Here is a 25,470-nt window from a genome sequence, read left to right as displayed (position 1 = left end):
GAGAACATCGAGAGAAACCACGATAAATACGTGGCGATGGGTTCACCCGGTGAGGTCACCGAGGACAAAGACTGAGCTAAAACCCGTTCTCCCGGCCGTGGTTGATCACGCTTCGTAGCTGTTCGAGCGTCGGCTTCATCGGCAGGCGATTCTCGCAGTCCAAGAGGAAATTTCTGAAATAGCGATGCCAACTAACGTATAGCTCGTCTTTCAGCCACAGAGAATTGTATTTCACATTCGAATGGAGGCCACGAATTATCTTGGAATGCAGTACGGCACGCTCGATGTGATTTCCGGGCCACTCCTCGTCAGGGAAATCGACATCGTTCTGCTTCAGTAAACCGTACAAGGAAGCCATTCCTGTTCGGTGGTTCGCATCCGGAAACGTGTGAATCCCAGCGAACGCACGCATCCAATGCGCGCACTGCTGTGAGAGTGACTCTGTCTGTGGAGACTCGCGGAGCAAGCGATTTAGTTTCCAATCGGTGGCTCCGAGAATCTTTCGTCGGGTATATGCTGGCGACTCATCGAGGATTCGATAGTCGTTCTCTGGGTCTTCGAAGAACTGCAGATTAACCTGCTTGATGTCTGTCGGGTCCAGCTTCGAAAAGTCGGTGAGACGCCAGTCAGAGACACAGAGTTCCTCATCGACGACGAGATCTTCCCCAGAGAACCAGGGAGAACAACCCTCCTCGGTGAAGATGGCCTCGCCAGGTGCGGTCGCTTCGAATGTATCTTCAGCGACTTCCACGACTGCCCCTACACGGGCGAGCAAGCGGCATTGAAGCCGAATTACGTTCTCTCGAAACCGGTCTTCCGCGAGGTCCGCGGGCGTGGAAACCCCACGCTCTACTAGCCGGTTCAAGAGTCGTTTCTCAGAGAGGTACATTGGACCGTCTCGTTTCTGCCACGGCGCGAGGTTTCGGTCCATGGTGTAGGGAAAATACGTAATAGGATAAGAACTTCTGTGTATCTATGCGCGCTGTCAGATTCCACGACCACGGCGGACGCGACGTGCTTCAGGTAGACGACATCAAGACGCCCGAGCCGGCCGCGGGCGAGGTCCTCGTCGAAGTCGCGGCCGCGGGCGTCAACCCCGTGGACACGTACTTCCGCGAGGGGTCGTACCAGCCGTTCGCGATGCCGATGATTCCCGGCGTCGACGTGGCCGGAACGGTCGCGGCGGTCGGGGCCGACGTGGAGGGCTTCGCGGCGGGCGACCACGTCGTCGGCACCGGCATCGGCAAGGACCACTACGGCGGCTACGCCGAGTTCGCGGCGGTCCCGACCGACCGGCTCGCGGTCCTCTCGGACGACGTGGACCTCGTCGCGGCCGGCGGCGCGGGCGTCGCCGGCGTCACCGCGTGGCGCGCCCTCGTCGACCACGGCGGAATGCAACTCGGAGACACGGTGCTGATTCACGGCGGCTCCGGCGGCGTCGGCCACGCCGCGGTCCAACTCGCCGCCGCGTCCGGCGCTCGCGTCATCGCCACCGCCGCGCCCGACTACCACGACCGCGTGGCCGAACTCGGCGCGGACGTGGTTCTCGACTACGACCGCGATGACCTCGCGGACGCCGTCGTTGCCGCGGCGACTGGCGACGGCGTGGACCTGACGCTCGACCACCGGCTGGACGACTACCTCCAGTTCGACGCCGACGTGGCCGCCCACGGCGGTCGCGTCGTCGGCATCGGCGAGAACGACCCCGAAGTCGGCTTCGACCTGTCGTCGTCGGCCCGGGGGAAGGACCTCTCGCTGACGATGATGAGCATGTTCAACACGCCCGACCTCTCTGCGCCCCTGCGGGAACTCGCCGGCCAGATGGGCGCGGGCGAGTTCGAAATCGACGTGGCGCGGACCTACGACCTCGACGAGGCCGCCGAGGCCCACCGCGCCGTCATGGAAGACAGCGTCCTCGGCAAACTGGTCATCACGCCCTGACGCGGCCGCCGCCGCGGAAAGTGAGGACGCAGCACATCACCGCGCCCGGTCGCCGGCGGGCGCACAGCCGCGACCGAATTATGTCCCGTGCGCACGTACCGCACGTACATGGACGTGACATTCGATTTCGACGGAACCGTCGCTCTCGTGACCGGTGCGAGCGGCGCGCTCGGCGGCGCAATCGCTCGCGCGTTCCACGAGGCGGGCGCGTCGGTCGCGGCCGCGGACGTGGTCGAACCCGACGACGAAGACGACTTTTTCGAGACCGAAGGAGTGCGGTTCTACGAGGGCGATTTCACCGACGAGGACGACGTGGCGCGCGTCGTCGACGAGGTCGTCTCCGACTTCGGCCGCCTCGACCACCTCGCCAACATCGCCGGGACGTGGCGCGGCGGGACGCCGGTCGACGAGACCGACGCCGACACCTTCGACTTCCTGTTCGACGTGAACCTCAAGACGATGTTCCTCGCGTCGAAACACGCGATTCCGCACCTCCGGGAGACCGAGGGCTCCGTCGTGAGCGTCTCGGCCCGCTCGTCGCTGGAGGGCGGCGAGGGAGACGGAATCTACCGTGCCTCGAAAGCGGGCGTCCGTCTACTCACCGAAACCATCGCCGAGGAGAACCGCGGCGACGTGCGCGCGAACGCGGTGATGCCGAGCGTCATCGACACGCCGATGAACCGCGAGATGATGGCCGACGCCGACTTCGACTCGTGGGTGAAGCCCGCGGAAATCGCCCGGACCGTCCTCGCGCTCTGTTCGGACGCGACGCCCGTGACGAGCGGCGCGGCCGTCCCGGTGTACGGCGCGGCCTGACCCGACTCCTCTCTCTCTCTGATTCGTGGCAACATTCGCCACGATAAGGGATGACATTCGTTTCGGTGCGCACGAATTTTTACACGGTACGCAAGTGATTCACGAACACGACACTCGTTAGAAAAATGAGGCTATTCGGGGGGCGAATTCGGACGAACGAACCACATATTATAGTTAGTTAGAAAATTGTGTCGAATTTTGCTCCGATATGCGACGGCATACCGCGTCATTTATCACACCCACATCGGCAACAGGGTGATAGACATGACCGAACGTGAAACGTGGGCAACCAGGGCAGGGTTCATCCTCGCGGCCGTCGGCAGCGCGGTCGGCCTCGGGAACATCTGGCAGTTCCCGTTCAAGACCGCCCAGTTCGGCGGTGCCTCCTTCCTGATCGTCTACATCGTCGCGGCGCTCGGCATCGGCCTCCCGGCCATCCTCGCCGAGTTCGTCATCGGACGCAAAGCCAACCTGAACACCATCAGCGCCTTCGAGAAACTCGGCTACAAGGAGTGGCGCGTCGTCGGCGCTATCGGCCTGTTCACCGGCTTCTGGATTCTGTCGTACTACAGCGTCGTCGGCGGCTGGGTCCTCCGGTACATCGGCGGCAGTCTGACCGGCGCGTACTTCGCCGCCCCCGCGGAGTACTTCGGTCAGGTGTCCGCCGGCATGGAGGCGCTCGCGCTCCACGCCGTCTTTATGACGCTCGTCGTCGGCATCGTCGCCGCCGGCATCGAAGACGGCATCGAGAAGGCGACGAAGCTCATGGTGCCGAGCATCGTCGTCATCCTCGCCGCGCTCGCCGTCTTCGCCTTCACGCTCCCCGGCGCGTCGGCGGGCTACGCGTACTTCCTCTCGCCCGACTTCAACGCGCTGTCGGAGAACTTCGCTGAAATCGTCCCCTTCGCCGTCGGGCAGGCGTTCTTCTCGCTGTCGCTCGGCATGGGCGCGATGATTACCTACGCCTCCTACATCGACGGCGACCAGAGCCTGTTCGGCGACGGCATCACCATCGTCTTCCTGAACAGCTTCGTCGGCATCCTCGCCGGCCTCGTCGTCCTCCCGCTCCTGTTCGCACAGGGCATCGACCCCAACACGAGCGGCGCGGGCGCGGTGTTCATCAGCGTCGCCGGCGCGTTCGGTGACATCCCCGGCGGCCAGATAATCGGCTTCGTCTTCTTCGCGGTCGTGCTCATCGCGGCGCTCTCGTCGGCCATCAGCCTGCTCGAAGTCGTCGTCTCGTGGGCCATCGACAACTACGACGTGTCCCGCCCGCAGATGGCCATCGGCCTCGGCGGGACCATCTTCCTGCTCGGCGTCCCGTCGGCTATCGACTCCGCGTGGCTCGGCTGGTTCGACACGCTCGCCTACCAGCTGCTCCTCCCGCTTTCGGTCCTCGGCATCCTCGTCTTCGCGGCGTGGGTCTACGGCGCGCCCGCCATCGACGAACTGATGAAGGGCAGCGGACTCGGAGAGGGCGTCGGGCTGACGTGGCTTTGGCTCGCCCGCACGCTCGTCATCGTCGCCGTCGTGGCGACGCTCGCCCTCGGCCTCCAGACGCTGTTCCTCGGCGAGAGCCCGGCCATCGTCCCGCCCCTCTGAGGCGGCGAACGCTCCCGCTTTTCGAGCGGTTAGGAATCGTCGGTAGCGACGCGTCTTCCTCGACTATTCGACGGCAATTTTCACGCGTAGACCACTCAAAACCGTTAAATTTCTCCGATGACGTATCGTCGGTTCGAAAGCCCTTTTACCGGTGGGCTGTCAATGGGTGGCAATGACACGAGAAACATGGGCAACACGGCTCGGGTTCATCCTCGCGGCCGTCGGCAGCGCGGTCGGCCTCGGGAACATCTGGCGGTTCCCGTGGCAGACCGCCGAAAACGGCGGCAGCGCGTTCCTCGTCGTATATCTCGGCATCGTCCTCCTCGTCGGCGTCCCCGGACTGCTCGGCGAGTTCGTCATCGGCCGCCGCGCGAAGAAGTCGCCGGTCGGCGCGCTCCGTGACCTCTCCGGGTCGAAAAAATGGGGTATCGTCGGCGCGTTCTCGGTCGTCACCGGCATCTCGCTGCTCTCGTTTTACAGCGTCGTCGGCGGGTGGATTATCCGCTATCTCCTCGAAAGCGCGGCCGCGCTCGCCGGCGGCAACCCCGCGTACTTCACGAATCCGGGGCAGTACTTCGGCGGCGTCTCCGCCGGCGTCGACGCGGCGCTCTACCACCTCCTGTTCCTCGGTTTGACCGCGCTCATCGTCTTCGCGGGCGTCCGCAAGGGCATCGAACTCGGCACGAAAGTCATGATGCCCGCCGTGCTCGTGCTCCTCGTCGGCCTCGCCGGCTGGGCCGCGACCCAGCCCAACGCGGCCGCGGGCTACGCCTTCTTCCTCCGATTCGACCCCTCGGTCATCACCGAGAACTTCTTCGCCATTCTCGGTCCCGCCGCCGGACAGGCGCTGTTTACCCTCTCGCTCGGCGCGGGCACGATGATAACGTACTCCTCGTACCTCGGTGAGGACCGCTCGCTTCCCTTCGACGGGAGCGCCATCGCGGTCCTCAACACGAGCGTCGGCGTCATCACCGGCCTCGTCGTCTTCCCGCTTCTGTTCTCGCAGGGAATCAACCCGACCGAGACCGGCACCGGGCCGGGCGCGCTGTTCGTCGGTCTCGCCGGGGCGTTCTCGCAACTCCCCGCGGGGACGCTCATCGCCACCGCGTTCTTCGGCGTCGTGACGCTCGCGGCGCTGTCGAGTTCCATCAGCATGCTCGAAATCCCCGTCGCGTTCCTCGTCGACGAGTACGGCGTCTCACGCCGACGCGCCGTTTCCGGGATGACCGCGTTCGTCGCCGTCACCGGGGGCGTCTGCGCGTTCAACCCGGGCATCTTCGGCTTCGTCGCCGGGCCGCTCGTGAACGTCCTCCTGACCGCCGGGCTCGCGGCGTTCCTCCTGTTCGTCGGCTGGGTCATGGGCCGCGAGGCGCTCGAAGAGTTCGCCGCCGGCGCGGGCGAGTTCTCGAAGTCCCTCGGCACGCCGTGGCTCTTCGCCGTCGGCGTCGTCCTCCCGCTGTTCCTCGTCTTCACGCTCCTCACGCACTTCGGCGTGGACACGACCATCGGCTTCTGGCCGACCGTCGGCGTCGCCGTCGTCGGGTCCGCCGCCGCCTTCTTCGGCCTTCGACAGCCCGATTCGGTCGTCTAACCGGCGACCAGCCCGCCGCATTCGGGCGATAACTCGCCTCCGAACCCTTCGTTTTCCGCCGACCCGTTCCGAGAAGCGACCCGCGTTCGCGCCACCAACCATGATGATTGTTCCACCTATTATTCGACAACTGTCGAAGTAAGGGTTGCCGGATTGCGGAACTCCTTTGACCGAGGACTGCGGACCGACGAGTCAATGAGCGAAGGTGGTCTGGCATGACGATGGAAGACCGGATCGACGAACTCCGCGAGAAGCGCGAGAAAGCCCTGAAGGGCGGCGGCGAGGACCGAATCGCCTCGCAGCACGACAAGGGCAAGATGACCGCCCGCGAGCGCATCGACTACTTCCTCGACGACGGCACCTTCCGGGAGTTCGACCAGTTCCGAACCCACCGCAACCACAAGTTCGGGATGGAGGAGACGAAGCTCCCCGGCGACGGCGTCATCACCGGCTACGGCGAGGTTGACGGTCGAACCGTCTTCGTCTTCGCCCACGACTTCACCGTTTTCGGCGGCTCGCTCGGTGAGGTGTTCGCCGAGAAGGTCTGTAAGGTGATGGACAAGGCGATGGAGGTCGGCGCGCCCGTCGTCGGCCTCAACGACTCCGCCGGCGCGCGGATTCAGGAGGGCGTCCAGTCGCTCGGCGGCTTCGGCGAAATCTTCCGCCGAAACACCGAGGCGTCGGGCGTCATCCCGCAGATTTCGGCCATCATGGGCCCCTGCGCGGGCGGCGCGGTGTACTCCCCCGCGCTGACGGACTTCACCTTCATGGTCCGCGACACGAGCCACATGTTCATCACCGGCCCGGACGTCATCAAGACGGTCACGGGCGAGGAGGTCACCTTCGACGAACTCGGCGGCGCGACGACCCACACCTCGACGAGCGGGGTCGCCCACTTCGCCACCGACACCGAAGAGCAGGCGCTCGACGACATCCGCCACCTGCTTTCGTACCTCCCGCAGAACAACGTCGAGGACCCGCCGCGCGTCGAGCCGTGGGACGACCCCGAGCGCGTCGACGACGACCTCGCCGGAGTCGTGCCCGACCAGCCGCGCAAGCCCTACGACATCCACGACGTGCTCGACGGCGTCCTCGACGAGGGCTCCTTCTTCGGCGTCCAGGAGGACTTCGCCAAGAACATCGTCGTCGGCTTCGGTCGCCTCGACGGTCACTCGGTCGGCATCGTCGCCAACCAGCCCCGCGTGAACGCCGGTACCCTCAACATCGAGGCATCGGAGAAGGGCGCGCGCTTCATCCGCTTTTGCGACTCGTTCAACATCCCCATCCTCTCGTTCGTGGACGTGCCCGGCTTCCTGCCCGGCACGGACCAGGAGCACAACGGCATCATCCGCCACGGCGCGAAACTCCTGTACGCCTACTCCGAGGCGACGGTCCCCCTCATGACCGTCATCACGCGCAAGGCCTACGGCGGCGCGTACGACGTGATGGCCTCGAAGCACCTCGGCGCGGACGTGAACTACGCGTGGCCGACCGCCGAAATCGCCGTGATGGGCCCGCAGGGCGCGGTCAACATCCTCTACCGCGACGAACTCGAGGCCGCGGACGACCCCGACGCCCGCCGCGACGAACTCATCGAGGAGTACCGCGAGGAGTTCGCCAACCCCTACACCGCCGCGGACCGCGGCTTCATCGACGACGTTATCGAACCCGGCGAGACCCGCGAGCGCCTCATCTCCGACCTCCGGATGCTGAACTCCAAGCGCAAGTCCCAACCCGACAAGAAACACGGCAATATCCCGCTATGAGCGGCGAACTGCTGTCGGGGCTGTCGATTCCGGACGACGCCGACGCCGAGGAGGCCGCGGCCATCGCCGCCGCCGTCGGCGCGCACCTCCACGACCAGTCGGTCGCCGCGGCCGCCGCGGCCGCAGGGGACGGCGAGGAGACGTGGAACGAGGAGCGCTGGCGGTACGCCGGCCGTCTCGAATCGGTCACGGGCTGTGGCCACCGCGTCCCCTCCGGCGCGCCGACCGACGCGTGGGCCGCCTCGGGCCGCGTCGACCGGTTCTGAATCGGGGGCCTGCGGATTTACGACAGAACATTCACATTCTCGTCCGACGTCAACCGGGCCAACATGGTCCAAACCGCGCTCGGCTGGCTGTTTCTCAACGCCGTTCTCGCCGGCTTCGCCGCCGTCGCTGTCGCGGCACACTACGCCGACGAGGGGGAACCCGACTTCGTCTCCGCGGCGCTCGCCGCCGTCTTCGCCGGGACCTGCGTCGAACTCGGGACGGCGAACGGCTACCTCCCGGACGGGGTTCTCCCGACCGCCGTTGTCGGTGTCTGCGTCGTCGTCGCGCTCGTCTCGTTCGCACTCGGCGTGCGACGGGACCAGACGGCGTTTCAGGCGTTCCGCGGCGGCGCTCGGTCTCGGTAGCTCACTCCGCGAGCGCCGGGTCGTCGACGACGACGCCGTCGACGCCGCACTCCCGGAGCCGCCGAACTATCTCGCGGTCGGGGACCGTCCACGCGTTGACCTCGAAGCCGCGGTCGTGCGCCTCCTCGACCCGCGCCGACGAGAGCAGGTCGTAGTGCGGGTGGACGGCCGCGCAGTCGAGGTCGGCGGCGATCGACAGCGACTCCGCCCAGTCGGACGCGAAGAGGAACGCGACCGGGAGCGCGGTCGCCTCGCGCACCTCGCGGAGCGCCTCGGCGTCGAACGACGAGACGAGTATCTCGTGTTCCGCGCCGCCGACGACGGCGGCGAGGTCGTCTACGAGGCCGCGTTCTTTCAGTTCGACGTTGACCGAAACGCGGTCCGGCAGGGCGTCGAACACCGCGGCGAGCGTCGGAATCGACTCGTCGGAGTCGTCGATTGTGAGTGCCTGCAACTCCGCGAGAGTCGCCTCGGCGACGCGGCCGGGCGCGCCGGTCACGCGGTCGAGCGTCTCGTCGTGGAAGACGACGAGTTCGCCGGAGCCGCAGCGTCGAACGTCGAGTTCGACCCAGTCGAGTCGCGTCGCGGCCGCGTCGAAGGCGGCGAGCGTGTTCTCGGGGGCGAGGACGGGACAGCCGCGGTGACCGATGACGCGCATGTCGGTACGTCGCGGGAGGGCGGCCTAAACGCTTCCTCCGGACCGGTCGAAAGCGCTCGGGAGCGGTTCGTTCGGGTATAGTGGACTGGGGACCGAGCCGCGCGGGGGTCGCGCGCCCGTCGCACGCGCTCGTCGCGCACGAACCGGCGCGGCCGCTCCGCGCGGGCTGGAGAAGATGTGTTCGCAGAGAGAATCGACTGACTCGAACTTACGCGCCCTGGCCGCCCTTCTTGCGCGTGATGTAGCCGGCGATGCGGTTGCGGACGCCCTTCGACTCGACCGTGGTCAGTTCCTCGACGCTGTCCTTGTTCGTCTCGAAGTCCGTGTTGAACGCCTGCGGGTATCGCTCCAGCAGGATGTTACCAAGCTGCTTGACGTACTTGGGCTTGATTGCCATGTCGGAAGATTCCCCGGACGAACACTAAAACGATTCGTTCCGTCTCGCGGCCGCCCGCTCGCGCCAGCCCGTCAACTCGTCGATTCGCGCGAACGCCTCGCGCTCTCGTTTCCCGCCGCATTTCTCGACCGTCTCGGCGAAGTAGTCGAGTCGGGCCAACAGGTCGTCGGTGTCGAAGGCGGGCACGTCGAGCCGCGAGGCCGCAACCGTCGCGTCGATGACCGCGCCGAAGCCGCGGTTGATGGTGAACGGCCGGGTCCGCTCGACCGCGGCATCGACGGGCCGGAGCTCCCACGATTCCCACTCGGTCCCGCCGTCCTCGCCCGAATCGACCGGCGTCGCCTCGACTTCGGCCCACGCGTCCGCCGAGTCGAGGACCGGCGAGTCACGCTCGTAGATAGTCATCGCGGCCTCGACGAACGCCCGCGGGTCGGAGACGAACTGGACGACGCCGCCGCCCTGCCGGTGGAAGTTCCGGCGAGTTCGGGTGTTGCCCCACGTCGTGGCGGTGGCGGGGAGATGCGACCCGGACGACCCGGACGACCCGGACGACCCGGACGACCCGGACGACCCGGAAGACGCGCCGTCGCCATCGCCGCCGGCCGCCGGCGCGTGGACGCCGAGCGCCGCGAAGTTCCACCGGTCGTTCGGCCCGAGCGTGGCGACGACCGTCTCGGTGACGCCGCGGAGTTCGACCGGCCAGTCGGTCGCGGATTCCGGTTCGGATTCGGGCTCGCGCTCGTCGCTCACAGCGGCACCCCCCGCTCCAGCGCGACGAACGTCGCCGCGCAGACGATGTCGGCGGTCGTCCCGGGGTTGATTCCTTCGGCGACGAACGCCTCGGCCAGCTCCTCGGCCTCGTCGAGGTCGGAGACGTCGGCCGCGCGGGCCATCACGTCGCGGGCGACGGCTTCGCCGTGGTTCGTGGCGACGAGCGTGTCCGGCTCCTCCGCGAGGAGGTCGAGAAACGCGCGGGCGACGCGGTCGGTGACGGGGCCGTCGTCATCGAGGATGGTCTCGGCCGCGCGGAACGTTCGGGCGAAGCCGCCGGTCCACTCGCGGGCGTTGGCGTCGCGCTCGGCGCTCAGGCCCATCACGTCGTACAGCGTGCATCCGCGGTCTCGGAGCGCGTCCGCCGCGTCGCCGCCGCGCCGAACGTCGAGGTCCGGGGCGTCGTCGGGCACGTCGCCGACGGCCACGTCGACGTGTTCGAACGCGCGGTAGAACCCGACCGCGTCGGCGACGGTGGTCGATTCGACCACGGCGGTCGCGCCGGCGGGCGAGAGGTCGCGGTCGTCGTCGGCCGCCGCCCGGACGAGCGGGACGAGAAGCAGGAGACAGCCGAACTGGGTGTTGCCGCCGCCCTGTCGGCTCATGCCGGCGACCGCCTCCTCGAACGCCTCGCCGACCGGCGCGCCCGATTCGGCCAGTTCGAGGCCGGCCGCGGAGCCGACCGCCCCGGTCAGGAACTGTTCGAAGTGCAGGTCCGAGAGGTCGCGTCGGCGGTCGACGTTCCCCGGTTTGGGCGTCCCGGCGACTTCGAGCAGGAGCGCGAGTTCGGCGTGCCGCGCGGGGCCGAACCCGCGGTCGGAGACGGGCGCGACCATCAGGCGGACACCTCGCTTTCGTCGCCCGACTCGGCGGCGTCCTCGCGGCCGGCGAACCAGTCGTCCACGGCGGTTCGGACCCGGCAGAGGACCCGCGGATTGTCGCTCGGCCGCCCGACGCTCACGGCGTCGGCCCCGTAGTCGAGGTACTCGGTCGCCGTCTCGCGGCCGCGGACGCCGTTGTTGGCGACGAGAAAGAGGTCGGGCGCGGCGGCGGCCACGTCGGCAATCACGGCCTCGGAGTCCATCGCGTCGACGTGGAGCCAGTCGGCCCCCGCGTCGGCGAGGGTGGCCGCGAGATTCGGGAGGTCAACGCCGTCGATTTCGGCGCGGACTTTCGCGCCGACGGATGCGCCCGACTCGGCGGCCGCGGCGACGTACGCGGCCAGCCGGTCGGAATCTCGCAGGAGCGTCTCGCCGCAGCCGACGGCGCAGAGTTCGTCCTGTCGGCAGTGGGCGTTTATCTCCACGCCCGCGCCGCGGTCGGCGCAGACGGCGGCGACCGCCCGAATCGGGTCGGGCGAGGTCGCTCTGACGTTGACGGCGACGAACCGGTCTTCCCCGCCGAACTCGTCGAGGGAATCCAGTTGGGCGGCGACGAAGCCGACCGGGTCGTCGGCGAGGAACTCCGAGCGTCCGCGGGCGACGAGGTCGCGGGCCGCCGCCTGTGCGGGCTCGTCGAGGGCGACGCCGCCGAGAAACGCCGCGCCGACGTGGGGGACCGCGGCGTCGGCCCACGCGGCGTCGGACTCGCCGCTGAGGCTCGCAACGGCGACCCGCGGGGCGAACATCACGACACCTCCGCGAGCGCCTCGGAAACGGCGCGGGCGACGCGCTCGGCGTCGTCGGGACCGTCGATTCGGGTGTCGGTCCTGACGACCGGGCGGTCGAGGTCGGTCCCGTCGTCCGTGTCGAGGACGAACGCGTCGGCGAAGGGGTAGGCCGCGGCGACGCCCGCAGTCGACGGCTCGTAGCCGACGCCCGCCATGAGGTCCGCGGCGGGGCCGGAGAACACGGTGTCCTCCACGAACGGCGAGACGGCGACGACCGGCGTGTCGTCGAGGGCGTCCGCGAAGCCGTCGATGGCGAGCATCGGCCCGATGCTCGTGACGGGGTTCGAAGGGCCGACGACGACGGGCTCTTCGAGGGCGTCGGCGACCGCGTCGGTGATTGTGGCGTCGTCAGCGCCGCGGAACTCCACGTCGCGGACGGCGGGGTCGGCGCGGCGGTGGACCCAGTACTCTTGGAAGTGCATCGTCCCCTCGTCGGTGTGAATCAGGGTGGCCACGGGGTCGTCGCTCATCGGAAGGAGCGACACGTCGAGGTCGAAGGCGGCGGCGAGGGTCTGAGTGACTTCGGTGAGTGTGTCGCCCTCGTCGAGCAGCGAGGTGCGGGTGATGTGGACCGCGCGGTCGCGGTCGCCGATTTCCATGAACGCCGCGACGCCGGAGAAGCGCCGCCAGCGGGCGATGTCGCGGCCGGCCGTCTGGGCCGACTCGGGGAGGTATCGCGGGCCGGATTCGAGGCCGGCCGCGTCGGCGAGGCGGTGGAGTTCGTCGTCGGTCGCGGTGGTGTCGCCGGCGATTCCCCACCAGCGGTCGGTGTCGAGGACGCCACCGCCGGCGAAGAGGACGGTGTCCACGTCGGGACAGACGAGGTGGCCGCCGAGTTCCACGTCGTCGCCGGTGTTGGCGACGACGGTCGTCTCGGCGGGGTCGAACACCCCGGCGGCCCCGTCGAGGAGTTTGGGGGTGCCCGTCCCCCCGGCGAGAAACGTAATCATGGTGCGCCGTACGGCGAGTGCCCGTTTGAAAGTTCCTTCACCGGAGACGCCGGCCGGTCGCGGACGACGAGCGCGGGACGGCCGCGGAGACCGGCGAAACCCTCGTCAGCGACCGCCGCGATAGGCCACCGACACGTCGAACTCCGACGGCATCACCTGTCCGGCGACCGCCTTCCTGACGAAGTAGCCGAAAAAACCGGTCGTCACGGCCGCGCCGAGGCCGAAGACGACGAACATCGCGCGCCCGGCGGTCGCGCCGGTCAGGGCGCTCACGGCGGCCCAGTACCCCGCGAAGACCACGAACAGGCACGCGAGGCCGAGAAGAGCGTAACCGAGGGCGCTTCCGAGGGCCGAGCGGAGACTCATAGTCCCGCATCGTCGCCCCTGCGTGAAACGGTTTGTGGGCGCAGCGGCTTCCGAGTCGTCCCCGCCTTTCGACCCTCCGACGACGCGAATGCTCGGCTATTTGATGCCTCTCGCACAACACCCGCTATGACCGCCGTCAAGGACAGCGTCCACGACTACATCTCGCTCGACCCCGTGGCCGCCGAACTGGTCGATACGCCCGCGTTCCAGCGGCTTCGACACATCAAACAGCTCTCGACGGTTCGACTCGTCTACCCCTCCGCGAGCCACACGCGGTTCGAACACAGCCTCGGCGTCTACCACCTCGCCTCCCGCGCCCTCTCGCATCTCGGCGTCGACGGCGACCGCGCCGCCCACGTCCGCGCCGCCGCGCTCCTCCACGACATCGGCCACGGCCCCTACGGCCACCAGACCGAGGACCTCATCCGCCGGCGGACCGGCCGCGACCACGACGAGATTCACCACCTGCTCGACGGGACCGCGGTCGGAGACGTGCTGACCGACCACGGTCTCGACCCGGACCGCGTCGCCGACGTGGTCGACGGCGCGGGCGGCCTCGGGCAGTTGGTCTCCGGGGAGTTGGACGTCGACCGGATGGACTACCTCGTCCGCGACGCCCACCACACCGGCGTCCCCTACGGCACTATCGACCACGGCCGCCTCGTCCGCGAACTCCGGTACCGGGACGGCGAACTCGTGTTGGCCGAGGGGAACGTCCAGACGGCGGAATCCCTGCTTCTCGCCCGGGCGCTGATGAACGCGACCGTCTACCGCCACCACGTCTCCCGCATCGCGGGCGCGATGCTCGAACGCGCCTCCGAGCGCCTCGTCGACGACGGCGTGCCCATCGAGGAGTTCGTCCGGATGGCCGACCACGACCTGCTCGTCGCCCTCGGCGAGCGCGTGCCCGACCTCGGCCGCCGAATCGAGCGCCGCGACCTCTACAAGCGGGCCGTCTGGGCACCAATCGACGCCGTGCCGACCGACGTGGTCGAACTCGGTTTCGAGGGGACGCGGGCGGCCGAGCGGGACATCGCCGACGCCGCCGACGTGCCGCCCGAGTCGGTCATCGTGGACGCCCCGTCGCGGCCGCGAATCAAGGAGTCCCGGTCGCGCGTCGTCGTCAACGGCGTCGTCCGACGCCTCGAAGACGCCTCCGAACTCGTGGGCGCGCTCCGGTCGGCCGAGCGGACGCAGTGGCGACTCGGCGTCTACGCGCCCGAAGCAGTCCGCGACGAGGTGGCCGCGGCCGCCGTGGACGCCCTCGGACTTCCGGTTCGCGTGACGACGCCCGCCTGAGAGCGGAGGCATACCGCCCCACCCCAGCCCACCCCACTCTACCCCACCGACCCTTTTTCACCGATGGCGGCCGATTCACCCACAATGACGACCATCAAGGACAGCGTCCACGACCACATCGAGGTCGAGGGCGCGGCCGAAGCCCTCCTCGATACGCCGGAGATGCAGCGCCTCCGGCACATCAAGCAGTTGGGAACCGTCCAGCTGGTCTACCCTTCCGCGAACCACACGCGGTTCGAACACAGCCTCGGCGTCTACCACCTCGCCTCCCGCGCCCTCTCGCATCTCGGCATCGAGGGCGACGCCGCCGCCCACGTCGAGGCCGCGGCGCTCCTCCACGACGTCGGCCACGGCCCGTACAGCCACAACATCGAGGACGTGACCCATCGCCACACCGGCAAGTACCACGACGACGTGGAGGGACTCGTCGCCCGCGGGACCGTCGGTGAGACGCTGGAGGACGAGGGGCTGGACCCCGAACGCGTCGCCGCCTTGGTCGAGGGCGACGGCGAGTTCGGTCAACTCGTCTCCGGGGAGTTGGACGTCGACCGGATGGACTACCTCGTCCGCGACGCCCACCACACCGGCGTCCCCTACGGCACTATCGACCACGAGCGCCTGATTCGAGAGCTGACGTTCGTCGACGGCGAGTTGGTCCTCGCGGAGGGGAACGTTCAGACCGCCGAGTCGCTGCTTCTCGCCCGCGCGCTCATGAACCCGACCGTCTACCAGCACCACGTCGCGCGCATCTCGAAGGCGATGCTCCGTCGCGCGTCGGAGCGACTGCTCGACGAGCCCGACATCGACGCCGAGGAGCTTCGCCGGATGGACGACCCCGACCTGCTCGTCGCGCTCCGCCTCACCGACTCGACGAGCGCCTTCGCCAAGCGGCTGGCCACCCGCGACCTCTACAAGCGGGCCGTCTGGGCGGAGCTGCCGAACGTCCCCGACTCGATTATCGACGCCGAACACGACGCGCTCGCGGCGTTCGAGCGGGACATCGCCGCCGCCGCCGACGTGTCGCCCGAGTCGGTCATCCTCGACGTGCCCTCGCGCCCGTCGATGACCGAGTCGTCGTCGCGGGTGATGGTCAACGGCGAGATGCGGCAGTTGGAGCGCGAGTCGCCGCTCGTGCAGGCGCTCCGGACCGCACAGGAACAGCAGTGGCGACTCGGCGTCTACGCCCCGCGCGAGGAGACGGAGCGCGTCGGCCGCGCGGCCGCCGACGTGCTCGGCCTCGACGCGGACGGCGCGCTCGTCGCCGAGGTCAGAAGCGGCCTCAACGCGACGCTCGACGAGTTCGAGTAGCCGCCGTCCCGAGACGGGAGGTTCAAGCACCGCCGAGACGCAGTCGAGAGCGATGCAACTCGAGGGTACGATACTCCGCGGCCGCGACTTCGACCCGGTCGAGGGGCGGGTCGTCGTCGAAGAGGGCACGATAACCGCAGTCGAGGAGACGGCGACCGAGTCGACGGACATCATCCTCCCCGCGTTCGTCAACGCCCACACCCACCTCGGTGACTCCATCGCCAAGGAGGCCGGCGAGGGGCTGTCGCTCGACGACCTCGTCGCGCCGCCGGACGGGCTGAAACACCGGCTCCTCCGCGCGGCCAGCACCGAGGAGAAAGCCGCCGCGATGCACCGGTCGCTCCGCATGATGGAGGCCGGCGGGACGGCGGCCTGTCTGGAGTTCCGCGAGGGCGGCGTCGAGGGCGTCGACGTCATCCGGCGGGCGCTCGACGGCCGCGACATCGAGGCGGTCGTTTTCGGGCGCGAGACGGCGGACGCGATGGAAATCGCAGACGGCTTCGGCGCGTCGGGCGCGCGGGACGGCGAGTTCGGCGCGCTTCGGAACGCGACCGAGGCCGCCGGAAAGCTGTTCGGCATCCACGCGGGCGAGCGCGACGCCCACGACATCAACGCCGCGCTGGACCTCGACCCGGACTTCCTCGTCCACATGGTCCACCCCGAGGCGCTCCACCTCGAGCGCGTCGAGGACAGCGAGATTCCCATCGTCATCTGCCCGCGGTCGAACCTCGTCACCGACGCGGGCGTCGCGCCGATTCGCGAACTGGTCGACCGCACCACCGTCGCGCTCGGCACGGACAACGTGATGCTCAACAGCCCCTCGATGTTCCGCGAGATGGAGTTCACCTCCAAGCTGGCGGACGTTTCCGCCGCCGAGGTCCTCCGCATGGCGACCGTCAACGGGGCCGACATCGCCGGGCTGAACTACGGCCTCGTCGAGGAGGGGCGCGACGCCAAGCTGCTGGTCCTCGACGGCGACACGGACAACCTCGCGGGCGTCGAGGACGTGGTCCGCGCCGTCGTCCGCCGCGCCGGACAGGCGGACGTGAAAGACGTGTATCTCTGAGTCGGGCGGCGGACGCATCGCCGGCTCGCGACCGCCGACCCGCGACCGTCGGCCGTTGGGCCGCGAAACGCTCACGAACGCCGACCTATTCTCGCAGTACTCCTCCCGTAGCAAAGGGTTATTACCGACCCCGAGAATATGTTATCAAGTGTCATGGTGTTGTACGACCGAATCATCGTTCCCATCGACGGTTCCGCCGGCTCCGAGCGCGTCGCGGTCCACGCGGCGGCGTTAGCGGCCGTCCACGGTGCGGAACTCCACGGTGTGTACGTGGTGAACGCGGGGAGCTTCGCGGGGCTCCCGATGGAATCGTCGTGGGAGGGGCTCGACGACATGCTTCGCGCCGACGCCGAATCGGCGCTCGACAAAGTCGAGCGCGCGGCCGAGTCGCAGGGCGTCCCCGTCGAGACGCACGTCCTCGAAGGGACGCCGAGCCGCGAAATCGTCGAGTTCGCCGAGCGCGGCGAGTGCGACCTCATCGTGATGGGGACCCACGGGCGCGGCGGCATCGACCGCTTCCTCCTCGGCTCGGTCGCAGAAAAGGTCGTCCGCGCGTCGAAAGTTCCCGTCCTGACCGTCCGCATCGAGGGCGGCGACGACGCGGACGAGCACGCCGTCGAGGTGCCGGACGACGCTGCGCCGGAGACGCCCATCGATTCGCCCGCAGAGGCGGAGGCGGACGCGCCCGCCGATTCGACGGCGACCGCCGACGGCGGAGAGTAGCGGAACAGCAGAAACAGCGGTGCAGGTTCGGTCGCGGATTCAGCGCCCGTCGTCGGCCGGGCGCAGGTGTTCGCAGTCGCCGGCGTGGACTCGTTTTTCGCCCGCGTCGGTGCTGACGACGAGCGTGCCGGGGTGTTCGATATCGACGGCGTCGCCCTCGATGACGCCGCTCGCGGTGTGGACGCGGACCCGCCTGCCGAGCGTGTCAGCCCGCTCGCGCCACGCGGGGAGGACGGCGCCGAGGTCGCCGCGCAGTTCGTCGAAGCGTTCGAGCACCCGCTGGACGAACACGCGACGCTCGACGGGGCCGGCCTCGGCGGCGACGCTCGTCGCGCCCTCGGGGAGCTCCGCGGGGTCGAGGTTGACGTTGACTCCGGGGCCGATGACGAGCCACGAGACGCGGTCGGCCTCGCCCTCCATCTCGGTGAGGATGCCGCAGAGCTTTCGGTAGCCGCGGTCGGCGGGCGCGTCGGCGTCGGTCGAACGGTCACCGGCGTGAGCCGGTGAACCTCCGCTCGCTTCGCTCACGATAACGTCGTTCGGCCACTTGATTTTCGCGTCAACCCCGGCCTCGCGCGCCGCGTCGCAGACGGCGACGGCCATCGCCAGCGTGTACAGCGGGGCGTACGCCGGCGGTTCGTCCGGGCGGACGAGCAGACTCAGCCAGACGCCGCCGTCGGGCGCGGACCACTCCCGGTTTTTCCTGCCTCTGCTGGCGGTCTGCTGGCGGGCGACGACGACCACGTCGCTCGCGCCCTCGGCGGCGAGGTCGCGGGCGCGGTCGTTCGAGGAGTCGAGCGTCTCGTGGAACTCCACGTCGTAGTCGGCGTCGAGGCCGTACTCGATTGCCGGGCCGCCGTACTCCGGCACGTCGGTGACGACGTAGCCGTCGCCGGCGCTCTCGACGCCGAACCCCTCGTCGCGGAGCGCTTCGACGTGCTTCCAGACGGCGGCGCGGGAGACGCCCAGTCGGTCAGCGAGGTCGGGCCCGGAGACGGGGCCCGCAGCGAGTGCGTCGAGGAGGGTGCGTCGCGTGTCGCTCATGGTGGTCGGTACCGGCGCACGGGAAAAGAGGTTCGCGGTTCAGCGTTGGGTTCGACGCTCCGAGCCGACTATTCGAGGACGAGCAGCACGTCGCCCATGTCGACGCTGTCGCCCTCGGAGACGAGCACCTGCGAGACGGTGCCGCCGCGCTCGGCGACCACGTCGTTTTCCATCTTCATGGCTTCGAGGATGCAGACGGTGTCGCCGGGTTCGACCTCGTCGCCCTCCGCGACTTCGACGGAGAGGATGGTCCCCTGCATCTCGGCGGTGACGGACTCGCCGTCGCCCTCGATAATCTGCTGGGAGTCGTCGTCGCCGTCGTCGCGGCGCTTGCGCGGGCCGGAGGAGTTCGAGCCGCCCGCCGAAGCGTCACCGACCGGGATGGCGGGCGCACCGCGCTCTTCGAGGCTGACCTCGAAGCGCTTGCCGTTGACCTCGACGGTGAAGGTGCGTTCCGTGACCTCGTCGTCGTCGTCATCGTCGGCGGCGGCCTCGGGCGACCAGCGCTCGACGGCGGCCTGGATGCGGTCGGGGTCGAGCACCTCGTCGAGGTACTTCGTCGTGTGGCTCCCCTCGCGGAACGCCTCGTCGGTGAGCATCAGGCGGTGGAACGGGATGACCGTGCGGAGCCCCTCGATGTCGAACTCGGCGAGCGCGCGCTCGGCGCGGGCGAGGACCTCCTCGCGGTCCGAGGCGGTGACGATGAGCTTGGCAATCATCGAGTCGTAGTCGCCGCCGATTTCGTCGCCCTGGCGGACGGCGTCGTCCATGCGGACGCCGATGCCGCCCGGCGGGTCGTAGGTCGCGAGCGTGCCCGTCGCGGGCGCGAACTCCTTTTCGGGGGCCTCGGCGTTGATGCGGAACTCCATCGAGTGGCCCTCGATGTCCACGTCGTCCTGCGAGAAGTCGAGTTCCTCGCCGGCGGCGACGCGCAGTTGCCACTTCACCACGTCGAGGCCCGTCACTTCCTCGGTGACGGTGTGTTCGACCTGGATGCGCGTGTTGACCTCCATGAAGTAGAACTCGCCGTCTTCGACGAGGAACTCCACGGTGCCGGCGTTGGTGTAGTCGGCGGCGCGGACGCCGCGGCGGGCGGCCTCGCCGATGCGCTCGCGGAGGTCGTCGGACAGCGCCGGCGACGGGGCCTCCTCGATGACCTTCTGGTGGCGGCGCTGGAGCGAGCAGTCGCGCTCGCCGAGGTGGCGGACGTTGCCGTGCTCGTCGGCGAGAATCTGCACCTCGATGTGGCGCGGCGCTTCGAGGTATTTCTCGACGTAGACGGAGGCGTTATCGAAGTACGCCTCGCCCTCGCGCTTGGCCGTCTCGAACTGCTCGTCGACCTCGTCCTCGGAGTGGACGACCTTCAGGCCGCGGCCGCCGCCGCCGCCCTCGGCCTTGATGGCGACCGGGTAGCCGAACTCGTCGGCGACGGCCTTCACGTCCGCGGCGGAGTCGGCGGGCTCGGTCGTCCCGGGGACGACCGGCACGTCGGCGTCCTGCATGAGCGCGCGGGCCTTCGTCTTCTCGCCGAGGCGCTCCATCGCGTCGGCCGACGGGCCGACCCACGTGAACTCGGACTCCTCGACTTTCCGGGCGAACGTGGCGTTCTCCGCGAGGAAGCCGTAGCCGGGGTGGATGGCGTCGGCGTCGGCCTTTCGCGCGGCCTCGATGACCGACTCGTGGTCGAGGTAGGAATCGGCCGCGCGGGCGGGACCGATGTTGTACGCCTCGTCGGCGTACCGCACGTGCCCGCCGTGTTTGTCCGCCTCGCTGTAGACGGCGACGGTTCGGACTCCGAGCTCCTCGCAGGCGCGCATGACGCGCACCGCGATCTCGCCTCGGTTGGCGACGAGAACCTTGCTGAACATTTGCGGTAGTCTTTCAGGGAACCACACGTTATTCTATCGATTTTCCCAACGCACGTCGGTGGCCGATTCGACAGACGACGATTTACGTGTTCGACCGTGAAGGAACGGCCGAGGTTACAGTTCTCTGGCACTATACGCCGCGAATACTGGTTCAAATCCAAACGGCCTTATGCGTGTGCCACACTACGACACGGGTAATGGCAGTACGAGTCGGCATCCTCGGTGCAACCGGCGCAGTCGGACAGCGATTCATCCAGCTTCTCGACGACCACCCGACGTTCGAACTCGCGGCGCTGACCGCGAGCGAAGAGAGCGCGGGCAAGCGATACGACGAGGCCGCGAAGTGGCGCGTCAACACGCCCATCCCGGACGACGTGGCCGCGATGGAAGTCGGCAGCACCGACCCCGCGGCCGTGCCCGATGATATCGACCTCCTGTTTTCGTCGCTCCCGTCGTCGGTCGCCGCCGAGGTCGAACCCGCGTTCCTCGAAGCGGGCTACGTCGTCTCCTCGAACTCCTCGAACGACCGCATGGCCCCCGACGTGCCGCTCACGATTCCGGAGATAAATCCGGAGCACCTCGACCTCATCGAGGTCCAGCGCGACGAGCGCGGCTGGGACGGCGCGCTCGTGAAGAACCCGAACTGCTCGACCATCACGATGGTCCCGACGCTCGCCGCGCTCGACCAGTTCGGCCTCGAACGCGTCGACGTCACGACCCTCCAAGCCGTCTCCGGCGCGGGCTACGACGGCGTCACCTCGATGGAGATTATCGACAACGCCATCCCGCACATCGGCGGCGAAGACGAGAAGATGGAGACGGAGTCCCGCAAGCTTCTGGGCTCGTTCGACGGCGCGGAGGTCGCGCTCCACGGCGCGGAGGTCAACGCCTCGTGTAACCGCATCCCGACGCTCGACGGCCACCTCGAAAGCGTCTTCGCGGACCTCGCCGACGACGCCTCCCCCGAGGACGTCGCCGCCGCGATGCGCGAGTACCCCGGCGTCGACCTCCCGAGCGCGCCCGAACAGCTCATCCACGTCTTCGAGGACGAGTTCCGCCCGCAGCCCCGCCTCGACCGCGACCGCGGCGACGGGATGCAGATTTCGGCCGGCGGCATCCAGTCGACCGACCACGGCGTGAAGTACAACTGCCTCGCGCACAACACGATTCGCGGCGCGGCCGGCGCGTCGGTCCTCAACGGCGAACTGCTCGCCCAAGAGGGCTGGATTTAGGCTCTCCTCGCCCGTCGGCGTCGCTTCCGGGCCGGCGCTCGGCGTCGCCGCCGACGCTGTTCCCGCTCGAATTGGACAGCGTTTTCCCCCGACGCCGACAGAGCGTGTCGCATGTCTCGTCGCGGCCTCGAAACGGGGCTCTCCGCCGGCCTGCTCGTCGCCGCGCTCGGCGGCGTCGCGTGGGCCACCGGCCAGCCGTTCGTCTTTCCGAGCCTCGGCCCCACGGCGTTCGCGCTGGCGTTTCGGCGGCGCGGCACGCGGCCCCGCTCGACTCGCATCGTCGGCGGCCACGCCGTCGGTGCCGTCGTCGGCTTCGCGGCCTACGCGCTCATCGCCTCCGGCGTGACGATTAGCCCGTCACTGTCGGTCGCATCGACGGACACGTTGCGGCTCGTCACGAGCGGTGCCATCTCGGTTGCCGCGACGAGTTGGGGGATGGTCGAACTCGACGCGGTCCACCCGCCGGCGTGCGCGACGACGCTCATCGTCTCGCTCGGCCTGCTCTCGACGCCGCAGTCGGTCGCGACCATCGTCGGGAGCGTCGTGATTCTCGTAGGGGCACATCAGGTGGCGGACGCGATGCTCACCGAGATGTACGGAGACGACCCCGCCGACATGGGCGCGAGGAGCTGAACTTCGGTCCTCGGAGCGGTACGCGAACCGGTAGATGCGGGAGAATGGGTGTGTGGTGGGTGACTGATTCCGTTCGCCACCCCGATGTGCCTCTGACAGCAGCAAATACTAACTCGTCACCGAGTTACTTATGAATTCTGTGAAACACGTTCGCACCGGGCGCGCTAGCGTCGCTCGCGCGTACTCGTGACAGTATCCGTACTCGGAGACGGTCCCCCTCGGCCGATATTCCGCGTCAAGAGACACCGGCGACGACAGGTATATGTGGCATGGTCTCAATTGACACGCTGTATCGCTATGAAGCCGTGCCACAGCTGTCAGGCGGTTATCGACGAGTACATCCTGGACAAAAAGCTCGAAGTGCTGCGCGACCTCACGGTTGACGACTTCAATCTGTGTGCGGACTGCACCACAGTCGTCGCCGATGCGTGCGTGGAATGCGGCGGTGGCGTCTATGTCCCGCGGGGCGAAACGACGGTCCCCGACTACTGTCCGGCGTGCCGCGCGGACCTCATCCGGCGGACGGGGAGCGACCCCGGCTGGACCTGCGATGCCGTCTCGACCTGAATAGCGGTTCTCGACCGATTTTTTGCGGCTGTTGCCCGTGAGTGACGAGGATTCGAGCTGTTGGTCTCGTAGTCGCTACGAGGTTTTTCTCCGACGAGAGCTGTTGTATGGCTGAAAAGGATATGGTCGAGTTCGTCGAGGAGTGGCAACGGAGCGCGTTTCTCGTCCTTGGTCCGGCGCTCGGCGGCGGCGTCTCCGCCGTGTTCGTCGGGTCGGTGCTGGCGTTTCTGGCGTTTTCGTATCTGTTCTACGGGAGAGGAGCGTCGGGTGGTGCGGTCGGCCGTCCCGTTGCCATCCGAGCCACTCAGTCGATACGTGAACGAACCACCACCGCACTCAGGTACTGCACCGCGAGGCGAGCGAAGCGAGCCCTCGCGGGACGTTTTTGGTCCAGCTTTTTGCGAGGAGACTGTCGCTCAGAGAGCGACAGTTGACGAAGTAAAAAGGTGGTATGGGACCGCTGAGAGTCGAACTCAGGTCCTACCGACCCCATCGGCAGAGGATACCACTACCCCACGGTCCCGGGGTGCATTCAAACCGATGCGTGTCTCGCGGTTAAGCCCTTCGTTTCGTCGCGGCGACGCGAGGCGCTGGCGTGCCACGGTATCGCACCGTCGTCGTGCGGTTCGAACCCCTCCGGCTCGTCGACGCTGCCCCGCGAGTACGCTTTTGTCTCTCCGCGGGCAACAACGGTGTATGACTCTGCCCCTCCAGAGCCTCCCGCTCGGACTCCTCCCGTTCGTCGCGATGCTCCTCGTCTTCGTCGCGTTGGGCGTCGCGGCCGTTCGGTGGTGGTCGATACGCCGCGGGAGCGAGTCCGAACCGTCGGCGGACCGCTCCGAGGAGTCGCACGGCTACCCGCTGGCGTCGTGGCGCTACGTCTACGACCTCGACAAATCGGACGCCAAACGGGAGGTCGCGTCGGTCAACGAGCAGGCGGAGACGCTCGCGGACGCGGACAAAAAGCGCCGGAGAAAGTAGTATCTCGCTTCAGACTAACACGGCTTCCAGCGAGACGACCTCGCCGGAGTCGGCGTCGGCGTCGCCGACGAGTTCGCCCAGACAGACGGCCGAACCGTCGTCGGTGAAACAGGCGACGAGGTCGCCGCGGGCGGCGTCGGCGTCGACGTCGAAGACGCCGGGGGCGTAGACGGGCGCGCCGTTGGCGACCTCGCGGGCCGCGCTGTTGGCGATGGTCACGGACGGGAGGTGCGACAGCGCTCGCTCGGCGGGCGAGACCACGTCGCGCAGCCACGACTCGTCGCCCTCCGCGGCGAACGCGAGGGCGTCTTTGAGGTCGTGGAGCGTCGCGAGGTCCGCGTCGTCGAAGGGGTCGGTCGCGGTCCGGCGCAGGTGGCCCATGTGGCCGCCGGTGCCGAGCGCGAGGCCGAGGTCGTGACACAGCTTTCGGATGTACGTGCCCGACTCACAGCGGATGCGCAGGAGCGCCTGTCTGTCTTTCACTTCGAGGAGGTCGAGGTCGTGGATTTCGCGGACGCGGAGGCGGCGCGAGACGGCGGACTTCCGCGGGGGCTTCTGGTAGAGCTTCGATTCGAACTCGGCGACGGTCGAGTCGATGTCGGCCGGCGCGGGGCCGTGGAGTTCGAGCACGGAGACGTACTCCTTCGAGCCTTCGAGGAACACCTGCGCCATGCGGGTCGCGTCGCCGAGGAGCGTGGGGAGACAGCCGGTCACCTTCGGGTCGAGCGTCCCCGAGTGGGCGGCGCGGTCGACGTCGGCCATGTCGCGGACCCAGCCGGTGACCTGGTGGGCCGACGGCCCCGGCGGCTTGTCGAGGTTGACGACGCCGAACGAGAGCAGGTCGTCGACGCTGCGGTGTTCGGGCGGGTCTCGGAGCATGGTCAGAAGTCGTAGCGGACGCCGTCGACCGGGTATTTGCCCTCGTCGGCCTCGGGATCGTAGGAATCGACCGCGGCGATGCAGACGGCGGTCACTTCGTCGGGACCCCAGCGGGCGGTGTTGAGCGCGATATCGTAGATAGAGAGGTCAGTGATGTCGATGTCGTAGTAGGCGTCGTACCGCTTGGCCTCGCTCGCCTCGCGGGTCGTCGTCTCCTCGCGGGCGACGTCCACGGGCTTGCCCTCGCGGTCGGCGATACGCTCGGCGCGGACGTCCACGGGGGCGTCGAGCCAGAAACGGAGGTCTGCGGCGTCGCCGGCGAGCCAGCCGGCGAGGCGGGATTCGAGGAGCACGTCGTCGCGGTCGAGCGCGATGTCGCGGAGGCGGCGGTCGAGGTCGCGGTCGATTTGGTCGTCCTCCTCGGCGAGTTTGTTGAACTCGACGGCGGTCATGTCGCGCTCGGCGGCGAGCTCGCGGAAGATGTCCCCGCCGCTTATGTGTTCGAGGTCGAACGCCTCGGCGAGCGCGGCGGCGGTCGTACTCTTTCCGCTGCCCGGTGGTCCGGAGACGGTCAGTAACATATCCATGCTGGGTGCGGTCGGCTAAAAGGTGTTATCGTTGCCGACGACCCCTGCGGAGGGTTCTCACGGGTACGGGCGGAGCCTCGCGGCGGCGCACCGAGGGAGCATCCGGCGGCTGATGCGCGGCTGG

General features: G+C 68.3%; 28 protein-coding genes and 1 tRNA gene. 16 read left to right on the top strand and 13 right to left on the bottom strand.

Annotated elements, in window-relative coordinates; translation table 11 throughout:
* Positions 1-76: 76 nt before the first annotated feature.
* The gene (locus tag DEQ67_RS10950) at positions 77-931 is read right to left on the bottom strand and encodes a hypothetical protein (RefSeq protein ID WP_233509315.1); all 855 of its coding nucleotides are present in this window, start codon (positions 929-931) and stop codon (positions 77-79) included.
* Positions 932-975: 44 nt separating this feature from the next.
* Between DEQ67_RS10950 and DEQ67_RS10945 the strand changes: the two genes are divergently transcribed.
* From DEQ67_RS10945 to DEQ67_RS10915, 7 genes are all read left to right on the top strand, one after another.
* The gene (locus DEQ67_RS10945) at positions 976-1,941 is read left to right on the top strand and encodes an NADPH:quinone reductase (RefSeq protein ID WP_115860837.1); all 966 of its coding nucleotides are present in this window, start codon (positions 976-978) and stop codon (positions 1,939-1,941) included.
* Between the two features lie 108 nt (positions 1,942-2,049).
* Positions 2,050-2,757 (top strand): SDR family oxidoreductase, encoded by a 708-nt coding sequence (locus DEQ67_RS10940; RefSeq protein ID WP_115860835.1) that lies wholly within the window; start codon positions 2,050-2,052, stop codon positions 2,755-2,757.
* A 264-nt stretch (positions 2,758-3,021) separates the two neighbouring features.
* Entirely contained in the window at positions 3,022-4,359 is a 1,338-nt protein-coding gene (locus DEQ67_RS10935; RefSeq protein ID WP_006601415.1) for a sodium-dependent transporter, read from the top strand.
* Positions 4,360-4,531: 172 nt separating this feature from the next.
* Positions 4,532-5,950 (top strand): sodium-dependent transporter, encoded by a 1,419-nt coding sequence (locus tag DEQ67_RS10930; RefSeq protein WP_004062514.1) that lies wholly within the window; start codon positions 4,532-4,534, stop codon positions 5,948-5,950.
* Between the two features lie 221 nt (positions 5,951-6,171).
* Positions 6,172-7,716, top strand: coding sequence for an acyl-CoA carboxylase subunit beta (locus tag DEQ67_RS10925; RefSeq protein WP_004062513.1), 1,545 nt, complete (start codon positions 6,172-6,174; stop codon positions 7,714-7,716).
* Positions 7,713-7,982, top strand: coding sequence for a hypothetical protein (locus DEQ67_RS10920; protein WP_004042408.1), 270 nt, complete (start codon positions 7,713-7,715; stop codon positions 7,980-7,982). The genes DEQ67_RS10925 and DEQ67_RS10920 overlap by 4 nt, the downstream gene beginning before the upstream one ends.
* A 63-nt stretch (positions 7,983-8,045) precedes the next feature.
* Positions 8,046-8,348, top strand: coding sequence for a hypothetical protein (locus DEQ67_RS10915; protein ID WP_004062511.1), 303 nt, complete (start codon positions 8,046-8,048; stop codon positions 8,346-8,348).
* Position 8,349: 1 nt separating this feature from the next.
* Here DEQ67_RS10915 and DEQ67_RS10910 read toward each other — a convergent pair whose 3' ends face one another.
* The 7 genes from DEQ67_RS10910 to DEQ67_RS10880 all read right to left on the bottom strand — a co-directional run bounded on the left by DEQ67_RS10910 (position 8,350) and on the right by DEQ67_RS10880 (position 13,159).
* Positions 8,350-9,006 carry a glycerophosphodiester phosphodiesterase gene (locus DEQ67_RS10910; RefSeq protein WP_115891477.1) on the bottom strand — a complete coding sequence of 219 codons (657 nt, stop codon included), beginning with the start codon at positions 9,004-9,006 and terminating at the stop codon, positions 8,350-8,352.
* A gap of 208 nt (positions 9,007-9,214) precedes the next feature.
* Positions 9,215-9,403 carry a 30S ribosomal protein S17e gene (locus DEQ67_RS10905; RefSeq protein ID WP_004042417.1) on the bottom strand — a complete coding sequence of 63 codons (189 nt, stop codon included), beginning with the start codon at positions 9,401-9,403 and terminating at the stop codon, positions 9,215-9,217.
* Between the two features lie 24 nt (positions 9,404-9,427).
* Positions 9,428-10,153: a DUF447 domain-containing protein gene (locus DEQ67_RS10900; RefSeq protein ID WP_115860831.1), complete on the bottom strand. Its 726-nt coding sequence runs from the start codon at positions 10,151-10,153 to the stop codon at positions 9,428-9,430.
* Positions 10,150-11,010 carry a triphosphoribosyl-dephospho-CoA synthase gene (locus tag DEQ67_RS10895; RefSeq protein WP_006601420.1) on the bottom strand — a complete coding sequence of 287 codons (861 nt, stop codon included), beginning with the start codon at positions 11,008-11,010 and terminating at the stop codon, positions 10,150-10,152. The genes DEQ67_RS10900 and DEQ67_RS10895 overlap by 4 nt, the downstream gene beginning before the upstream one ends.
* Positions 11,010-11,801, bottom strand: a complete 792-nt coding sequence (locus DEQ67_RS10890; RefSeq protein WP_115802921.1) for a tRNA-dihydrouridine synthase — start codon at positions 11,799-11,801, stop codon at positions 11,010-11,012. The genes DEQ67_RS10895 and DEQ67_RS10890 overlap by 1 nt, the downstream gene beginning before the upstream one ends.
* Complete coding sequence (gene cofD / locus DEQ67_RS10885) at positions 11,801-12,793, bottom strand: 2-phospho-L-lactate transferase (RefSeq protein WP_115860829.1); 993 nt, start codon at positions 12,791-12,793, stop codon at positions 11,801-11,803. Before cofD ends, DEQ67_RS10890 begins: the two co-directional genes overlap by 1 nt.
* Before the next feature lie 105 nt (positions 12,794-12,898).
* Positions 12,899-13,159, bottom strand: a complete 261-nt coding sequence (locus DEQ67_RS10880; RefSeq protein ID WP_004062505.1) for a hypothetical protein — start codon at positions 13,157-13,159, stop codon at positions 12,899-12,901.
* 126 nt (positions 13,160-13,285) lie between these two features.
* Here DEQ67_RS10880 and DEQ67_RS10875 point away from each other — a divergent pair, with 126 nt between their 5' ends.
* From DEQ67_RS10875 to DEQ67_RS10860, 4 genes are all read left to right on the top strand, one after another.
* Positions 13,286-14,458, top strand: a complete 1,173-nt coding sequence (locus DEQ67_RS10875) for an HD domain-containing protein (RefSeq protein WP_115860827.1) — start codon at positions 13,286-13,288, stop codon at positions 14,456-14,458.
* A gap of 84 nt (positions 14,459-14,542) precedes the next feature.
* Positions 14,543-15,766, top strand: a complete 1,224-nt coding sequence (locus DEQ67_RS10870; RefSeq protein WP_115860825.1) for an HD domain-containing protein — start codon at positions 14,543-14,545, stop codon at positions 15,764-15,766.
* Between the two features lie 52 nt (positions 15,767-15,818).
* Positions 15,819-16,832, top strand: coding sequence for an amidohydrolase family protein (locus DEQ67_RS10865; protein ID WP_115802916.1), 1,014 nt, complete (start codon positions 15,819-15,821; stop codon positions 16,830-16,832).
* A 153-nt stretch (positions 16,833-16,985) separates the two neighbouring features.
* Positions 16,986-17,555: a universal stress protein gene (locus DEQ67_RS10860; RefSeq protein ID WP_115860823.1), complete on the top strand. Its 570-nt coding sequence runs from the start codon at positions 16,986-16,988 to the stop codon at positions 17,553-17,555.
* A gap of 39 nt (positions 17,556-17,594) precedes the next feature.
* On the opposite strand, the gene DEQ67_RS10855 is transcribed toward DEQ67_RS10860, so the two are convergent.
* Both DEQ67_RS10855 and pccA read right to left on the bottom strand, forming a co-directional pair.
* The gene (locus tag DEQ67_RS10855; RefSeq protein WP_115860821.1) at positions 17,595-18,599 is read right to left on the bottom strand and encodes a biotin--[acetyl-CoA-carboxylase] ligase; all 1,005 of its coding nucleotides are present in this window, start codon (positions 18,597-18,599) and stop codon (positions 17,595-17,597) included.
* Between the two features lie 68 nt (positions 18,600-18,667).
* Positions 18,668-20,467, bottom strand: coding sequence for a propionyl-CoA carboxylase biotin carboxylase/biotin-carboxyl carrier subunit (pccA, locus tag DEQ67_RS10850; RefSeq protein WP_115802914.1), 1,800 nt, complete (start codon positions 20,465-20,467; stop codon positions 18,668-18,670).
* Positions 20,468-20,664: 197 nt separating this feature from the next.
* Here pccA and asd point away from each other — a divergent pair, with 197 nt between their 5' ends.
* From asd to DEQ67_RS10830, 4 genes are all read left to right on the top strand, one after another.
* Positions 20,665-21,699: an aspartate-semialdehyde dehydrogenase gene (asd, locus tag DEQ67_RS10845; RefSeq protein WP_004042439.1), complete on the top strand. Its 1,035-nt coding sequence runs from the start codon at positions 20,665-20,667 to the stop codon at positions 21,697-21,699.
* A 111-nt stretch (positions 21,700-21,810) separates the two neighbouring features.
* Positions 21,811-22,332, top strand: coding sequence for an HPP family protein (locus tag DEQ67_RS10840; protein ID WP_008605371.1), 522 nt, complete (start codon positions 21,811-21,813; stop codon positions 22,330-22,332).
* Between the two features lie 297 nt (positions 22,333-22,629).
* Positions 22,630-22,899 (top strand): DUF7571 family protein, encoded by a 270-nt coding sequence (locus DEQ67_RS10835; protein ID WP_004042445.1) that lies wholly within the window; start codon positions 22,630-22,632, stop codon positions 22,897-22,899.
* Positions 22,900-23,006: 107 nt separating this feature from the next.
* A complete protein-coding gene (locus tag DEQ67_RS10830; protein ID WP_115860819.1) occupies positions 23,007-23,333 on the top strand; it encodes a hypothetical protein in 327 nt (108 codons plus the stop codon).
* Between the two features lie 18 nt (positions 23,334-23,351).
* Here the strand turns inward: DEQ67_RS10830 and DEQ67_RS10825 are convergent.
* Positions 23,352-23,422: transfer RNA gene (locus tag DEQ67_RS10825), tRNA-Pro, on the bottom strand.
* 173 nt (positions 23,423-23,595) lie between these two features.
* Between DEQ67_RS10825 and DEQ67_RS10820 the strand changes: the two genes are divergently transcribed.
* A complete protein-coding gene (locus DEQ67_RS10820) occupies positions 23,596-23,880 on the top strand; it encodes a hypothetical protein (protein WP_004042450.1) in 285 nt (94 codons plus the stop codon).
* A 9-nt stretch (positions 23,881-23,889) separates the two neighbouring features.
* Here DEQ67_RS10820 and DEQ67_RS10815 read toward each other — a convergent pair whose 3' ends face one another.
* The gene (locus DEQ67_RS10815) at positions 23,890-24,759 is read right to left on the bottom strand and encodes an RNA-guided pseudouridylation complex pseudouridine synthase subunit Cbf5 (RefSeq protein ID WP_008610943.1); all 870 of its coding nucleotides are present in this window, start codon (positions 24,757-24,759) and stop codon (positions 23,890-23,892) included.
* Between the two features lie 2 nt (positions 24,760-24,761).
* Positions 24,762-25,340, bottom strand: coding sequence for a (d)CMP kinase (cmk, locus tag DEQ67_RS10810; protein WP_006601431.1), 579 nt, complete (start codon positions 25,338-25,340; stop codon positions 24,762-24,764).
* Positions 25,341-25,470 lie beyond the last annotated feature (130 nt).

The organism is Haloferax sp. Atlit-48N (assembly GCF_003383015.2).
Taxonomy (GTDB): Archaea; Halobacteriota; Halobacteria; order Halobacteriales; family Haloferacaceae; genus Haloferax; species Haloferax volcanii.
Note: the sequence above shows the minus strand (reverse complement) of the source record. Positions and strands in the feature narration are given on the sequence as shown.

What these genes read in the sequence shown, in the direction of transcription:
- DEQ67_RS10890 (WP_115802921.1), bottom strand. Translation starts at nt 11,801, where the DNA reads ATGTTCGCCCCGCGGGTCGCCGTTGCGAGCCTCAGCGGCGAGTCCGAC.
- DEQ67_RS10875 (WP_115860827.1), top strand. Translation starts at nt 13,286, where the DNA reads ATGACCGCCGTCAAGGACAGCGTCCACGACTACATCTCGCTCGACCCC.
- cmk (WP_006601431.1), bottom strand. Translation starts at nt 25,340, where the DNA reads ATGTTACTGACCGTCTCCGGACCACCGGGCAGCGGAAAGAGTACGACC.
- DEQ67_RS10880 (WP_004062505.1), bottom strand. Translation starts at nt 13,159, where the DNA reads ATGAGTCTCCGCTCGGCCCTCGGAAGCGCCCTCGGTTACGCTCTTCTC.
- DEQ67_RS10815 (WP_008610943.1), bottom strand. Translation starts at nt 24,759, where the DNA reads ATGCTCCGAGACCCGCCCGAACACCGCAGCGTCGACGACCTGCTCTCG.
- asd (WP_004042439.1), top strand. Translation starts at nt 20,665, where the DNA reads ATGGCAGTACGAGTCGGCATCCTCGGTGCAACCGGCGCAGTCGGACAG.
- DEQ67_RS10820 (WP_004042450.1), top strand. Translation starts at nt 23,596, where the DNA reads ATGACTCTGCCCCTCCAGAGCCTCCCGCTCGGACTCCTCCCGTTCGTC.
- cofD (WP_115860829.1), bottom strand. Translation starts at nt 12,793, where the DNA reads ATGATTACGTTTCTCGCCGGGGGGACGGGCACCCCCAAACTCCTCGAC.
- DEQ67_RS10935 (WP_006601415.1), top strand. Translation starts at nt 3,022, where the DNA reads ATGACCGAACGTGAAACGTGGGCAACCAGGGCAGGGTTCATCCTCGCG.
- DEQ67_RS10910 (WP_115891477.1), bottom strand. Translation starts at nt 9,006, where the DNA reads ATGCGCGTCATCGGTCACCGCGGCTGTCCCGTCCTCGCCCCCGAGAAC.
- DEQ67_RS10905 (WP_004042417.1), bottom strand. Translation starts at nt 9,403, where the DNA reads ATGGCAATCAAGCCCAAGTACGTCAAGCAGCTTGGTAACATCCTGCTG.
- DEQ67_RS10920 (WP_004042408.1), top strand. Translation starts at nt 7,713, where the DNA reads ATGAGCGGCGAACTGCTGTCGGGGCTGTCGATTCCGGACGACGCCGAC.
- DEQ67_RS10830 (WP_115860819.1), top strand. Translation starts at nt 23,007, where the DNA reads ATGGCTGAAAAGGATATGGTCGAGTTCGTCGAGGAGTGGCAACGGAGC.
- DEQ67_RS10865 (WP_115802916.1), top strand. Translation starts at nt 15,819, where the DNA reads ATGCAACTCGAGGGTACGATACTCCGCGGCCGCGACTTCGACCCGGTC.
- DEQ67_RS10930 (WP_004062514.1), top strand. Translation starts at nt 4,532, where the DNA reads ATGACACGAGAAACATGGGCAACACGGCTCGGGTTCATCCTCGCGGCC.
- DEQ67_RS10895 (WP_006601420.1), bottom strand. Translation starts at nt 11,010, where the DNA reads ATGGTCGCGCCCGTCTCCGACCGCGGGTTCGGCCCCGCGCGGCACGCC.
- DEQ67_RS10925 (WP_004062513.1), top strand. Translation starts at nt 6,172, where the DNA reads ATGGAAGACCGGATCGACGAACTCCGCGAGAAGCGCGAGAAAGCCCTG.
- DEQ67_RS10835 (WP_004042445.1), top strand. Translation starts at nt 22,630, where the DNA reads ATGAAGCCGTGCCACAGCTGTCAGGCGGTTATCGACGAGTACATCCTG.
- DEQ67_RS10940 (WP_115860835.1), top strand. Translation starts at nt 2,050, where the DNA reads ATGGACGTGACATTCGATTTCGACGGAACCGTCGCTCTCGTGACCGGT.
- DEQ67_RS10945 (WP_115860837.1), top strand. Translation starts at nt 976, where the DNA reads ATGCGCGCTGTCAGATTCCACGACCACGGCGGACGCGACGTGCTTCAG.
- DEQ67_RS10915 (WP_004062511.1), top strand. Translation starts at nt 8,046, where the DNA reads ATGGTCCAAACCGCGCTCGGCTGGCTGTTTCTCAACGCCGTTCTCGCC.
- DEQ67_RS10870 (WP_115860825.1), top strand. Translation starts at nt 14,543, where the DNA reads ATGACGACCATCAAGGACAGCGTCCACGACCACATCGAGGTCGAGGGC.
- DEQ67_RS10855 (WP_115860821.1), bottom strand. Translation starts at nt 18,599, where the DNA reads ATGAGCGACACGCGACGCACCCTCCTCGACGCACTCGCTGCGGGCCCC.
- DEQ67_RS10950 (WP_233509315.1), bottom strand. Translation starts at nt 931, where the DNA reads ATGGACCGAAACCTCGCGCCGTGGCAGAAACGAGACGGTCCAATGTAC.
- pccA (WP_115802914.1), bottom strand. Translation starts at nt 20,467, where the DNA reads ATGTTCAGCAAGGTTCTCGTCGCCAACCGAGGCGAGATCGCGGTGCGC.
- DEQ67_RS10840 (WP_008605371.1), top strand. Translation starts at nt 21,811, where the DNA reads ATGTCTCGTCGCGGCCTCGAAACGGGGCTCTCCGCCGGCCTGCTCGTC.
- DEQ67_RS10860 (WP_115860823.1), top strand. Translation starts at nt 16,986, where the DNA reads ATGGTGTTGTACGACCGAATCATCGTTCCCATCGACGGTTCCGCCGGC.